We start from the raw sequence: 12,799 nt of genomic DNA on the forward strand, positions 1-12,799 counted from the left end.
ATTGAAAATAGGCATAGGCTGGGGCGGACGCGAGGAGCGGGAGAGGTGCCAGTGATGGCCGGATACGTGCGGGAGTTGCGGCAGATCGATGCGTCGATGCTGGCGCTGTGTGGAGGCAAGGCCGTCAACCTGGGTGAACTGACCCGGATCGACGGCATCCGGGTGCCGGACGGGTTCTGCGTCACCACCGACGGCTACGCCGAGGTGGTGGCCGGCAGTGCTGAGATCGCCACTCTGATGGACGAGTTGTCCGGGTCGGACGGCGATGCGGCGGTGGAGTGCGCCGCGCGGCTGCGGGCGGCGATCGAAGCCGCGCCGATGCCGTCCGAGGTCGCCGCGGAGATCGGACGGGCGCTGGACGGGCTCGGTGCGAACGCAGCGTTCGCCGTCCGTTCCAGCGCGACCGCGGAGGACCTGCCGACAGCGTCCTTCGCCGGCCAGCAGGACACCTACCTGAACGTCATCGGCACGGACGCGGTGCTCGCCCAGATCCGGCGCTGCTGGGCCTCGCTGTTCACCGACCGGGCGGTGGCCTACCGCCGGCAGCACGGCGTCCGGGCCGACGACGTCCGGCTGGCCGTGGTGGTGCAGCGGATGGTCGACGCCGAGGTCGCCGGCATCATGTTCACCGCCGACCCGGTCACCTCGAACCGCAGGGCGATCTCCATTGAGGCCGGCCTCGGGCTCGGTGAGGCACTGGTGTCGGGATCGGCCGCTCCCGACCGCTACGTGGTGCGCGACGGCACCGTCACCGGTCGTGCGATCGGTGACCAGCGGGTCGCGGCCCGGGCCGTGGCCGGCGGCGGCATCGACGAGGCGGCGGTCGAGGCCGGACGCCGACGCGTCCAGAAGCTGACCGACACCCGGATCCTGCGGCTGGCGGCGATCGGACGGCGTGTCGAGGAGCATTTCGGCAGCCCTCAGGACATCGAGTGGGCGCTGGTCGGCGACACGTTCTGGCTGGTGCAGAGCCGCGCTATCACCACTCTGTTCCCGATTCCCGGGCCAAGGGACGGCAAGAACCACGTCTATCTGTCGTTCGGACACCAGCAGATGATGACCGACGCGATGACCCCGCTCGGGCTGTCGTTCTTCCAGGCGCAGCTCGACAGCACGCCGCTGATCGCCGCCGGCGGCCGGCTGTACATCGACCTGGCGCCCGACCTCGCCGCACCGGTCGGACGCCGGATCCTGGTCGCCTCGATGAAGAGCATTGACCCGCTGATGGAGGACGGCCTGCGCGAGCTGGTCGGACGGCGCGACTTCATGGCCAACCTGGCCGGGGAGGGGCCGCGCTACCTCAACCTGGGCGGCGGTGCCGGCTACTTCTCCTGGCGGCTGCCGGTGGAGACGGCGCGGGCCTACCTGCGCGACGAGCTCGGCACAGCGGCCACGCTGAGGAGGGAACACGACGCGTCACTGGAGGCGCTGGAACGACGGCTGGCCGGACTGACCGGTGACGCGTTGTTCGACGCCGTGCTGACCGATCTGCGGCAGACCATGAAGACCGAGGTCACCGACCCGCGCGGCATGGGCATGATCTACGTCGGCCTGTACGCCATGCACTGGGTCAACAAACACGTCGAGCGGTGGCTCGGCGTCAAGGGTGCCGGCGACGCGCTGGCGCAGTTGATCGACGACGACGTCACCTCGCAGATGGGCCGGGCGCTGGGCGAGGTGGCCGCGGCGGTACGGCGGCACCCGGCCGTCCTGGACGCCCTGCCGACGCTGCCCGACGACGGCTTCCTCGACCAACTGGCGGTCATCGAGGGCGGTGAGGAGGTGGCCCGGGTGTTGGGTGAGTTCCTGGACCGCTACGGCATGCGGTGCCCGGGCGAGATCGACGTCACCCGTCCGCGCTGGAGCGAGCAGCCGTCCGCGCTGGTGCCGATGCTGCGCAGTATCGCCGCCGGCCTCGAAGCCGACGGCCCGAGCGCCGCCGAGCGGGCGCGACGCGACGCGGAGCAGCTGCGGCGCGACCTGCTGGACCGCATCGAGAGACTGCCCGGCGGGCGTCGCAAGGCGGCCCGGGCACGGACGATGATCCGCCGCATGCTGCGCTACGCCGGCTATCGCGAATACCCGAAGTACCTGATGATGCGGCACTACCGGGTGCTCAAGCAGGTGCTGCTGCGGGAAGCGGCCACGCTGGTGAGGGCCGGCGCCATTCCCGATGCCGGCGCCATTGACTACCTCACCCTGGATGAGTTTCGGACGGCCGTCCGCACCGGCGTGGTGGACCCCGAGCTGATCGCCCGGAGGCGCATCGAGTTCGAGGCCTGGACCCGGCTGACTCCACCTCGGTTGATCACCTCCGATGGTGAAGTGCCCGCCGGGGCCTACCGGACGGCGAAACTCCCCGACGGCGCGCTGCCCGGCATCGCGGCGTCCGCCGGAACGGTGCAGGGCCGGGCCCGGGTCGTGCTGAGCCAGTCCGACGCCCACCTCGAGGACGGCGACATTCTGGTCACCACCTTCACCGACCCGAGTTGGACGCCGGTCTTCCTCACCGTCCGGGGCATCGTCACCGAAGTGGGCGGCACGATGACCCACGGCGCGGTGGTGGCCCGCGAATACGGACTGCCCGCGGTGGTCGGGGTGGAGGGCGCCCCCCGGCTGATCCAGGACGGCCAGCAGATCCGCGTCAACGGCACCGACGGGTACGTCGAGCTGCTGTAGCTCTATTCCTCGAAGCTGTTCACCATGAAGTGCGCCGCGCGGATCAGGTAGTCGCGTATCTCGGCGTCCAGTTCGGGCTCGAGGTGCAGGCCGTCCAGGGCACCCAGCATGTGGTGCAGCCAGCGGTCCCGCTGGGTCGGGGTGACCGCGAACGGGGCGTGCCTGATCCGCAGCCGCGGGTGGCCGCGCTGCTCGCCGTAGGTCTTTGGGCCGCCCCAGTACTGTTCCAGGAACATTCGCAGCCGATCCGCGGCGGGCCCGAGATCCTCCTCGGGGTACATCGCCCGCAGTTCCGGATCCTCAGCCACGCCGGCGTAGAAGGCGTCGACCAGGGCGACGAAGGTGGGATGGCCACCGACCCGCTCGTAGACGGTTTGCTGAGCGGTCTCCATGTCGTCACCCTACCGGCGACACGCCGTCCTTTGGGAATATTGGTCATAGTGACTAACCTTGATCGAGGTGCGAACCAGACGAGACGTAGACGAGTGACTAAGTGACTGAGACGAAGACCGCCGAAAAGACTGAACTGACCAAGAACGCCGAAGCGACCGAAGACAAGCCCAAACTCTTCAACCTGACCCAGATCGCCGGCGGTGCGCTGGCTGCCATCACCACGGCTGCCCTGGGCTCGCGCCTGGGCTATGCGGGCACCCTGGCCGGTGCCGGCATAGCCAGCGTGCTGGCCGCGTTCGCCAGCACCCTCTACACCAAGGGCCTCGAGCGCACCCGTGAGGGTGTCAAGAAGATCGTGCTGCGCGACGCCGACGGTCGGACCGAGGTCGTCACCGTGCCCGACGATGCGGTGGACGACAACGACGGCAAGCGCTCTGCGGCGTCCGTCGGCGGTCGTCGCCGGGGTTCGCGGCGTCCCTGGATGGTGTTCGGCGGAATGCTGGCGACGGCCGCGGTGACCTTCGTGGTGGCCATGGGCATCGTCACCGGCTGGGAGTTCGGCACCGGTCAGACGTTGGACGGCCGGACCGGGACGACGATCGGCCAGGTGAGCAACAAGAAGGCGGCGCCCAAGCCGTCCGCGTCGGCGACCTCGACCAAGCCGACGCAGAGCGCGACCGCTACGGCGACGCCGACCGCCACGCCGACTCCGACCGCGACGGAAACCCCGACCGCGACCGCGACCCCGACGGCGACTCCGACCGCCACCGAAGAGGCCAGCAAGGCCCCCGCGGACGCCGGCGCCGCCGCTGTCGCGGACTGACAAACTGGCCGGGTGACCATCCACGACACCCATCCGTTCGCAGCGGGTCAGCCTCGGCGCCCGCTGCGTCGGTTTCGTGGACGGCTGCCCGCGCCGGTCACCGTCTGGACGACGCACGGCGACGCGGGGCCGAGCGGCCTCACCGTGTCGTCGATCGTGGTCGCCGACGGCGAGCCGGGCGAAGTGATCGGGCTGATCGATCCGGCGTCGGAGTTGTTCGAGGATCTGCTTCGAACCCGGCGCTGGGCGGTCAGCCTGTTGTCGTACGGCGACCGGTTGCTCGCCGACGCGATGGCCGGCCTGGCGCCCGCCCCGGGCGGACCGTTCCGGATGGGTTCCTGGCGGGACACCGCGTGGGGACCCGTACTGATCGAGTCGCCCGGCTGGCTGGGAGCGCGGCTGATCGACGAACCGGTCGAGGCCGGCTGGTCGATGCTGGTGCGCGGTGTCGTCGAGTCGGTCGAGATCGATGACGCGATGGCGCCGGTGGCCTATCTGCGCGGCAACTATCGGCAGTTGTGAACGCCCGAATTCTTGGTGAACCCCAGTCGGAGGCCGGCTGAATTTAGGTGACATCTCACCTAGTCGCGTTAACCTTCACGGCTCGTTTCCGGACGCCCGGACGCCTCGGCAATTCACCGGTATTGCTGGTTTACTTGTCCCGCAACAGGTCGAGGCGGCGGCGAAGGGGGCGTGATGAATCCGCTGTGGATGGTTCTCACCTCGTTCGCCGGGGTGATGGCGCTGAGCGGCGTGTTCGCGCTGCAGGCCGCCGCACGGCGCCGTCGTGCCGCCCGTCGGCGGCTGGCTCGCGAGGCGGGCCGGCTGCCCAGCATGGAAGCGGTGACCGGTGAGTCGACCGCCCTACCCGCGGCCGCTTCGTCCGTTCACGGTGTTCACCGGCCCTTCGGTGGTCGTCGAGAACGCATCCGGCAGCCACATCAGGGAGAGCACCCCGACCGTGATCAGCGCGACCAGCCCCACCGGGGGCCCGGCGAGCGCGAGCGTCAGCGGTAGCACCGCGTCCCGGCGGACCGGCGACCGGGCGAGATAGCCCGAACCGGCCAGGAACACCAGCAGGCCGAGCAGGCCGAGGAACCCCGGCACCCCCAGCCCGAACAGCGGTGGCAGCGGCAGGGCCGTCCAGACGGCACCGAGCAGCAGCACGATCGCGGCCGCGGCCAATCCCCTGACCACCCAGATGTCACTGGCCCGCCCCACCGGCTGCTCGCCCTCGGGCATGAATGTGGGATGGGCCGGCGTGGGCGCGACGCCCTGCGGCCGCAACCGGGCCAGCCGGGCCGCGAAGGTCCCGGCGACACCGAGCACCACCAGGCCGACCACGCCCAGGATCCAGCCGGCCAGCGGGAACGGGCGTCCGCCGACGTTCTCCGCCAGCCATCCCAGGCCGAGCCAGCCGCCCACGGTGGCCGCGGCGAGCACCCAGAAAATGCTCCGGCGATGCTGGTAGTAGCGGGCCGCCGACACCCCCGTCCAGAGCACCAGGGAGCGGAACCAGGACGCTCGATAGCGACCGGCCTCGGGGTCGCGCAGCGCCGCGTAGAGCACCTCGTCGGCCGCGCTGGCCCGGTCGAAGCGCTCGGTCTCGGGCGCCAGCTTGGCCAGGCCGGCGAGATGGTCGTGCACGATCACCGCGAGGGTGTGCCGTCCGTAGCTGGCCACCAGGCCCCACAGCACGCCCGGGACGCTGCCAAGATCGGTGCTCTCGCGCGGAATGTGCAGCCAGCGATGCTGGTCGTCCGGAGGGTTCTCGGCGTGGGGTAGCAGGGCGTCCAGCGATTCGGGGAGCGGCCGGAACGGCGCGTACCAGAACGGCGTCGTCATGGTGAAGCGGCGCGGGGTGTCGATCTGCAGCTGAACGCCGGTCGTGTCCGGTCGGGCACCGGCGGGAAGCGCGTACGGCATCCCCGACTATCAACCGGCGCGGCCTCCGATGGCAAGTGGTTGGATGGTGCCAGGAGAGGAGACGGTGGTGCGGGCGCTGGCGAAGATGGCGGCGGGACCGGGGCTGGAGCTGGTGGACCGGCCGGAACCGTCCTGCGGGCCGTGGCAGGTGAAGATCCGGGTGCTGCGGGCCGGATTGTGCGGCACCGATCTGCATCTGCAGCAGTGGGACGAGTGGGCGGCCTCCCAGGTGCATGCCCCGCAGACCATCGGGCACGAGTTCTTCGGCGAGATCGTCGAGGTCGGTGCCGAGGTGAAGGAACTCAAGCCCGGCGACAGCTGTTCGGCCGAGGGCCACATCGTCTGCGGCTACTGCCGCAACTGCCGGGCCGGACGCCGGCATCAGTGCATCCGCACCGTCGGGTTGGGTGTGAACACCGACGGTGCGTTCGCCGACTACGTGGTGGTGCCGGTGGAGAACGTCTGGAAGCACCCGGACTGGGTCGACCCCGATCTGGGTGCGATCTTCGACCCGCTGGGCAACGCCACCCACACCACGCTGCAGTGGCCGCTGGTCGGCGAGGACGTGCTGATCACCGGTGCGGGCCCGATCGGGGTGATGGCGGCGGCGATCGCCCGGCACGCCGGGGCCCGGCACGTGGTGGTCACCGACCTGGCCGACGTCCGGCTCGAACTGGCCCGCCGGGCCGGTGCCGACCTGGTGGTCAACGTCGGCACCACCCGGATCGCCGACGCCCAGCGCGAACTCGGCATGCGCGAGGGTTTCGACGTCGGTCTGGAGATGTCCGGTGCGCCGCCGGCGGTGGCCGAGATGATCGACAACATGAACCACGGCGGCAAGGTGGCGATGCTCGGGCTGCCGAAGAGTCCCTACCCGATCGACTGGGGCAAGGTGATCACCCACATGCTCACCATCAAGGGCATCTACGGCCGGGAGATGTTCGAGACCTGGTACCTGATGACCTCGATGCTGTCGAGCTCGCCCACCCTGATCGAGGCCGTCCGCTCGGTGATCACCCACCGGTTCGCCGCGCAGGACTGGCAGCTGGCCTTCGACGTCGCCCGCTCGGGGCACTGCGGCAAGGTGATCCTGGACTGGAGCTGAGCCGCACTCTATGTACGGACGTACATGATGTTGATACGATCGTACATATGCCGGACTACTTCCAGGGCGACCCTCGCACCAACCGGGAGCGGATGCTCGCCGGTGATCTCTACATCGCCGACGACCCGGACAACGCCCGGATCGCCCGGCGAGCCGTCCAGTTGGCCGACGCCTACCACCGTGCCGCGATCGCCGACGAGGGTGCGGCCCGTCCACTGCTGGAGCAACTGCTCGGCACCCTGGGTGAGGGTGCCTTCATCAAGCCGCCGCTGTACGTCGACTACGGCGAGAACATCCACCTCGGCGCCCGCAGCTTCGTCAACTACAACCTGGTCGCGCTCGACGTGGTCGCCATCACCATCGGTGAGGACTGTCAGATCGGGCCCAACGTGCAGCTGCTCACACCTACCCATCCGATCGACCCGGGGCCGCGCCGCGACAAGCTCGAGGCCGCCGAGCCGATCACCATCGGCGACAACGTCTGGCTCGGTGGCGGCGTGATCGTCTGCCCCGGGGTGACCATCGGCGACAACAGCGTCATCGGTGCCGGGTCGGTCGTCACCCGGGACATTCCGCCGAACGTGGTGGCAGTCGGCAATCCGGCGCGGGTGATCAGGGAGATCGAGCCGTCATGACCGTACGGCGGGTCGACCCCGGCCGGCGCGACCGGATCGTTGAGGCGACCCTGGAGGTGATCGCCGCAGCGGGTGTCGCCGGCACCTCGCACCGGAAGGTCGCCGCTGCTGCCGACGTCCCGCTGGGATCGATGACCTACCACTTCGCCGGAATGGACGAACTGCTCCGGGAGGCTTTCACCCGGTTCGCCGATCGAGCGGCGGACAGCTTCGACGCCCAGATGGCCGGCGCGCGCACCGTGGCCGACGCGCTGAAGGTCGTCGCGGACAGCATTGTCGCCGGGGCGGGCCAGGACGACCTGGTGCTCACCTACGAGCTGTACACCCTGGCAGCCCGCGAGCCCGGCTACCGGGCGATCACCGAAGGTTGGATGGCGCGCACCCGGGCCGCACTCGAGCAGCACCTCGATCCGCTGACTGCACGCCTGCTGGACGCGCTGATCGAGGGCCTCTCCATCCACCGGGCGCTGGACCGCGACCCGGCCGGAAGCGCGCACATCGTCGAAGCCATCCGGCGCATCACCCGGCGCTGAACCCACCACGAAAGGCGCGCCATGCCGACAGATCCCACCGCGTCCGGCCCGATCACGACCGAACGCCTGGTCGCCGACCTGCGCGAACTCGGCGTGCCGTCCGGTGCGACGGTGATGGTGCACACCTCGCTGCGCTCACTGGGCTGGGTGGTCGGCGGTGCGCAGGCCGTCCTGGCGGCGTTGCGCGAGACGGTCGGCCCGGACGGCACCGTGGTCATGCCGACCCAGTCCTGGCAGCTGTGCGACCCCGCTTTCCTGGCCGAGACCCCGCCGTCGTGGTGGCCGACGATCCGTGAGCATCTGCCGCTCTACGATCCGGCCACCAGCCCGAGCCAGACCATGGGTGCGGTCGCCGAGCTGTTCCGCACCCTCCCCGGCGCCGTCCGCAGCGCCCACCCGCATCGGTCGATCAGCGCCGCTGGGCCGCAGGCCGCCCGGATCACCGCGCGGCACCCACTCGACTGCCCCTCGGGTGAGGAGTCGCCGCTCGGCGTGCTGGTGGAGCTGGACGCCTGGGTCCTGCTGCTCGGAGTCAGCGCCGCCAAGACCACCGCGCTGCACCTGGCTGAACATCGCGCCGACTACCCGGGGAAGCGGACCATCGGCAACGGTGCCGCGATCTGCGTGGACGGGGTCCGGCGGTGGGTGAGCTGGCAGGAACTCGAGGTGCACGACGATGACTTCGTCGCGGTGACCGAGGCGTTCGCCGCCGACACCGGGCTGGTGCAGACACACTCGGTGGGCGCCGGACAGGCCTCGCTGCTGCCGATGCGTCCGCTGGTCGACTACGCGGCGGGCTGGTTCAGCACCCACCGCTGAACCACCCTGGCAGGATGGGCGGATGAGTGACCACCCCCACCCGGCGCCGGCCGTCGCGATCAGCGGCTTGGGCAAGCGCTACGGAGCGATCAAGGCCGTCGACGGGCTGAGCATGACGGTGCCGGACGGCGGCGTGCACGGCTTTCTGGGCCCCAACGGTTCGGGCAAGACCACCACGATTCGGATGCTGCTCGGTCTGATCCCGGCCGACGCCGGCACCATGCGGCTGCTCGGTGAGCCGGTGCCCGCACGGCTGCCGCAGGTGATCGACAAGGTCGGCGCGATCGTCGAGCAGCCGAAGTTCTTCGACACCTTCTCGGCCCGCAAGAACCTGGCGTTGCTGGCCCAGGCGATCGGCGCACCGCTGTCCCGGGTCGCGGAGGTGATCGAGCAGGTCGGCCTGACCGGACGCGAGCGCGGCGACTTTCGCACCTACTCGCTGGGCATGAAGCAGCGGCTGGCGGTCGCCGCCACCCTGCTCAAGGATCCGCAGCTGTTGATCTTCGACGAGCCGACCAACGGTCTCGACCCGCAGGGCATCCACGACTTCCGGGCCACCGTGCGGCAGTTGGCCGATGCCGGCAAGACGGTGCTGGTCTCCAGCCACATCCTGGCCGAGGTGCAGCAGGTCGCCGACACGGTGACCATCATCGCCCGCGGCCAGACGCTGGCCGAAGGGCCGGTGGCCACCCTGCTGGCGGCCGGCAGCGACCCCGTCCGAGTCGTCGTCGCCGATCCGCTGCGCGCGTCCGAGATCCTGCGGACGGCCGGTCTGGCCGTGCAGCCGTCCGGTCCGGGACTACTGGTCACCAGGCCGGACGGTCCGCTCGACCCGGCGCTGGTGGCGCGGGTGCTGGGCGAGCAGGGGCTCTGGGTGAGTGAGTTGAGCGTCCAGCGCCGCAACCTGGAACAGCTGTACCTGGAAGTCACCGGCCCGGTCGGCGGTGCGGCATGAGTCGGCTGATCGGTGCCGAGCTGAACCGCTGGTTCAGCCGCCGGCTGGTCTGGGTGGTGTTCGCCGCCAGTGTGCTGCTCACCCTGCTGGTGGTGGCCGGGACCGCCTACAGTGCCCGTCCGATGTCGAGCCAGGAGCTCGCCTACGCCGAGCAGCAGTACACCGAGATGAAGCAGGAGGCCGAACGCGAGGCGCAGCAATGCCTGCGCGACGGCGGCACCGCCGACGAGTGTGCCCCCTGGACCCCTGAACGTTCCGACTTCGTCCGTGAGCCGCCGCCCTATGCGGCACTGGCCGGCGGGATGGCGCAGGCCGGCACGATGATCGCCGCCTACGCGGCGCTGCTGGCCGGGGCGTCCTTCATCGGTGCCGAGTTCAAGACCGGCAACATCGGCACCTGGCTCACCTACGTCCCCTCGCGACTTCCGGTGCTGGTGAGCAAAGCGGTGGCCGCTGCGGTGGGTGTGACGCTGCTCGGTGTGGCGGTGATCGGGCTGTTCCAGGCGGGTGCGGCGGGCATCGTGCTGGCCTGGGCTGAGCCGGGCGCCCTGCAACCGGCAGCCGAGGCCTGGGCGATGGCCGGACGGGGTCTGCTGCTGGTGCTGATCGCCGGCCTGGTCGGCTTCGCCCTGGCCGGCCTGTTCGGCAGCACGGTGGGTCCGGTCGGGTTGCTGCTCGGCCTGATGGTGCTGCAGTGGGCGATCGGCCTGATCGCCCTGGTGCTGGGCGGATCGGCGTGGCTGCAGGCGGCGCTGCCCGACCCGAACATTCAAGCCTTCCTCGCCGGCAGCACCTAGATCGGCTACGTCGAACGAGGCCCGAACGGGGCGATGGTCGAGGCCACCTACACCCTCGGCCTGGGCCAGGCGTCGGCCTATCTGGGCGGCCTGCTCGCCGTGGTGCTGGCGTTGGCCGGCTGGCGCTTCACCACCCGCGAGATCCGCTAGGTTCACGCCATGTACACGCTGCGCGACGAACTCATCTCAACCCTCGACGAGATCCGCTCCGCCGGGTTGTACAAGACCGAACGCGAGATCGGCACCCCGCAGTCGGCGCACATCGCCACCGACGGTGGGCAGTCGCTGAACTTCTGCGCCAACAACTATCTCGGGCTCGCCGATCACCCGGACGTGGTCGCGGCCGCCCATGCCGGCCTCGACCGGTGGGGGTTCGGGATGGCGTCGGTGCGGTTCATCTGCGGCACGCAGACGCAGCACCGCGAGCTGGAACGGCGGCTGGCGAGTTTCCTCGGCACCGGGGACGCGATCCTGTACTCGTCCTGCTTCGACGCCAACGGCGGCGTCTTCGAGACCCTGTTCTCCGAGGGCGACGCCATCATCTCCGACGAGCTGAACCACGCCTCGATCATCGACGGCGTCCGGCTCAGCAAGGCGGCCCGCTTCCGCTACCGCAACGCCGATCTCGCCGACCTGGAACGCCAGCTGCAGGCGGCGTCCGGTGCCCGCCGGAAGGTGATCGTCACCGACGGCGTGTTCTCGATGGACGGCAGCTACGCCCCGCTGCCCGGCATCTGCGATCTGGCCGACGCCCACGGCGCCCTGGTCTTCGTGGACGACTCGCACGCCGTCGGGTTCGTCGGTGAGCACGGACGCGGCACGCCCGAACTGTTCGGTGTCGCCGACCGGGTCGACATCCTCTCCGGCACGCTCGGCAAGGCCCTGGGCGGGGCGTCCGGCGGCTACATCGCGGCGCACGCCGAGATCGTCGAGCTGCTGCGGCAGCGGTCGCGTCCCTACCTGTTCAGCAACTCGGTGGCGCCGTCAGTGGTGGCGGGTTCGCTGCAGGCGCTGGAGCTGGTGGCCGGCTCGGGCGAGGCCCGGCAGCGGCTGGCCGCCAACACGGTGCTGTTCCGCGAACTGATGGAGGACGCCGGCTTCGAGTTGCTGCCCGGCAGTCACCCGATCGTGCCGGTGATGTTCCCCGGCGAGGACGGCGCCCGGCTGGCTACCCGGATCGCCGACCACATGCTCAGCAACGGCGTCTACGTGATCGCCTTCAGCTTTCCGGTTGTGCCGCGCGGACGGGCCCGGATCAGGGTGCAGCTGTCGGCGGCGCACAGCAGTGCCGACGTCGAAGCCTGTGTGGCGGCCTTCGTCAGCGCGCGGCAAGCCTGCGGGTGAGCAGGGTGCCGGCGGCGGTCGCGATCGGGAAGACCAGCAGCGACAGCAGCGGCACCGACAACAACAGGAACGTCGGCACCCCGAAGCCGAGCACCGGCCACGGGTCGCGGCACAGCAACCGATGCCGTTCGGCCAGGCCGCGCAGGCCGCGCCGTCCGGCCGCCGACCCGGTCATCTCCAGGGCGATCATCCAGCCGCCGAACAGTGCCGACCCGACGGCGGCGAAGAACCCGCCGACGCCCGGGATCAGGCCGACCAGCAGCATCAGCGCGCCGACCGGCAGGCTGATCGCGACCACCTTGACCAGGTGGACCAGCGTCGACCAGAGCGCCTGCAGCAGGCCCTCACCCGGCGCGCTGGCGTAGCTGCCGGCATGGGCGTCGATCTCTTCGGAGATCCGGTCGTACAGCGGGGCGCCCAGCGCCAGGGTGGTGGCGGTGAACAGCAGCACCAGCAGCACGCCGCTGAGTGCGACGACCAGGATGGCGACGAAGGCACGCAAGGTGGCCACGCCCGGCCAGCCCTCGGCGAACGGGGTCAGCCAGACGGCGATCCGCTGGGAGAGGAAGCTGGCGGTGGCGAACAGCACCAGGAAGAGCACGGTGGTGATCAGCGGGGGAATCAGGCCGAGACCGAACAATCTGGCTCGGCGCAGCACAAGACCCGCCCCGGTGACCAGCAGGCCCAGGCCCGACATGAGGCCGGCCAATGGTCGCGTCCGGGTGCGTTGAGCAGCCGATGGATTACCCACGGCCCTCCCTCCCCGTCAGACCGATGATGCCTGCCACAC

The 12,799-nt window shown here is 70.3% G+C and carries 13 protein-coding genes; 10 read left to right on the forward strand and 3 right to left on the reverse strand.

Annotated elements, in window-relative coordinates; translation table 11 throughout:
- Positions 1 to 54 precede the first annotated feature (54 nt).
- Positions 55 to 2,679: a rifamycin-inactivating phosphotransferase gene (rph, locus tag QM624_RS18435; RefSeq protein WP_415094530.1), complete on the forward strand. Its 2,625-nt coding sequence runs from the start codon at positions 55 to 57 to the stop codon at positions 2,677 to 2,679.
- Between the two features lie 2 nt (positions 2,680 to 2,681).
- Here the strand turns inward: rph and QM624_RS18440 are convergent, their stop codons facing one another.
- Positions 2,682 to 3,071, reverse strand: coding sequence for a globin (locus QM624_RS18440; protein ID WP_415094532.1), 390 nt, complete (start codon positions 3,069 to 3,071; stop codon positions 2,682 to 2,684).
- 101 nt (positions 3,072 to 3,172) lie between these two features.
- On the opposite strand from QM624_RS18440, the gene QM624_RS18445 reads away from it, so the two are divergent.
- Positions 3,173 to 3,895: a hypothetical protein gene (locus tag QM624_RS18445; protein WP_415094534.1), complete on the forward strand. Its 723-nt coding sequence runs from the start codon at positions 3,173 to 3,175 to the stop codon at positions 3,893 to 3,895.
- 12 nt (positions 3,896 to 3,907) lie between these two features.
- The gene (locus QM624_RS18450) at positions 3,908 to 4,417 is read left to right on the forward strand and encodes a flavin reductase family protein (RefSeq protein ID WP_415094536.1); all 510 of its coding nucleotides are present in this window, start codon (positions 3,908 to 3,910) and stop codon (positions 4,415 to 4,417) included.
- Between the two features lie 342 nt (positions 4,418 to 4,759).
- Here the strand turns inward: QM624_RS18450 and QM624_RS18455 are convergent, their stop codons facing one another.
- Positions 4,760 to 5,821: a DUF1353 domain-containing protein gene (locus QM624_RS18455; RefSeq protein ID WP_415094538.1), complete on the reverse strand. Its 1,062-nt coding sequence runs from the start codon at positions 5,819 to 5,821 to the stop codon at positions 4,760 to 4,762.
- 67 nt (positions 5,822 to 5,888) lie between these two features.
- Here QM624_RS18455 and tdh point away from each other — a divergent pair, with 67 nt between their 5' ends.
- The 7 genes from tdh to QM624_RS18490 all read left to right on the forward strand — a co-directional run bounded on the left by tdh (position 5,889) and on the right by QM624_RS18490 (position 12,009).
- Complete coding sequence (gene tdh / locus QM624_RS18460) at positions 5,889 to 6,926, forward strand: L-threonine 3-dehydrogenase (RefSeq protein WP_415094669.1); 1,038 nt, start codon at positions 5,889 to 5,891, stop codon at positions 6,924 to 6,926.
- A gap of 47 nt (positions 6,927 to 6,973) precedes the next feature.
- Positions 6,974 to 7,561, forward strand: a complete 588-nt coding sequence (locus QM624_RS18465; RefSeq protein WP_415094540.1) for a sugar O-acetyltransferase — start codon at positions 6,974 to 6,976, stop codon at positions 7,559 to 7,561.
- A complete protein-coding gene (locus tag QM624_RS18470; RefSeq protein WP_415094542.1) occupies positions 7,558 to 8,094 on the forward strand; it encodes a TetR/AcrR family transcriptional regulator in 537 nt (178 codons plus the stop codon). The genes QM624_RS18465 and QM624_RS18470 overlap by 4 nt, the downstream gene beginning before the upstream one ends.
- 21 nt (positions 8,095 to 8,115) lie before the next feature.
- Complete coding sequence (locus QM624_RS18475; RefSeq protein WP_415094544.1) at positions 8,116 to 8,913, forward strand: aminoglycoside N(3)-acetyltransferase; 798 nt, start codon at positions 8,116 to 8,118, stop codon at positions 8,911 to 8,913.
- A 22-nt stretch (positions 8,914 to 8,935) separates the two neighbouring features.
- Positions 8,936 to 9,868, forward strand: coding sequence for an ABC transporter ATP-binding protein (locus QM624_RS18480; protein WP_415094546.1), 933 nt, complete (start codon positions 8,936 to 8,938; stop codon positions 9,866 to 9,868).
- A complete protein-coding gene (locus QM624_RS18485) occupies positions 9,865 to 10,665 on the forward strand; it encodes a hypothetical protein (RefSeq protein WP_415094548.1) in 801 nt (266 codons plus the stop codon). The genes QM624_RS18480 and QM624_RS18485 overlap by 4 nt, the downstream gene beginning before the upstream one ends.
- Before the next feature lie 168 nt (positions 10,666 to 10,833).
- Entirely contained in the window at positions 10,834 to 12,009 is a 1,176-nt protein-coding gene (locus tag QM624_RS18490) for a glycine C-acetyltransferase (RefSeq protein ID WP_415094671.1), read from the forward strand.
- On the opposite strand, the gene QM624_RS18495 is transcribed toward QM624_RS18490, so the two are convergent.
- Positions 11,984 to 12,706, reverse strand: a complete 723-nt coding sequence (locus QM624_RS18495) for an EI24 domain-containing protein (RefSeq protein ID WP_415094550.1) — start codon at positions 12,704 to 12,706, stop codon at positions 11,984 to 11,986. The genes QM624_RS18490 and QM624_RS18495 overlap by 26 nt on opposite strands.
- Positions 12,707 to 12,799 lie beyond the last annotated feature (93 nt).

This window comes from Micropruina sp. (assembly GCF_047606365.1).
In the GTDB taxonomy this organism is placed as follows: Bacteria; Actinomycetota; Actinomycetes; order Propionibacteriales; family Propionibacteriaceae; genus Micropruina.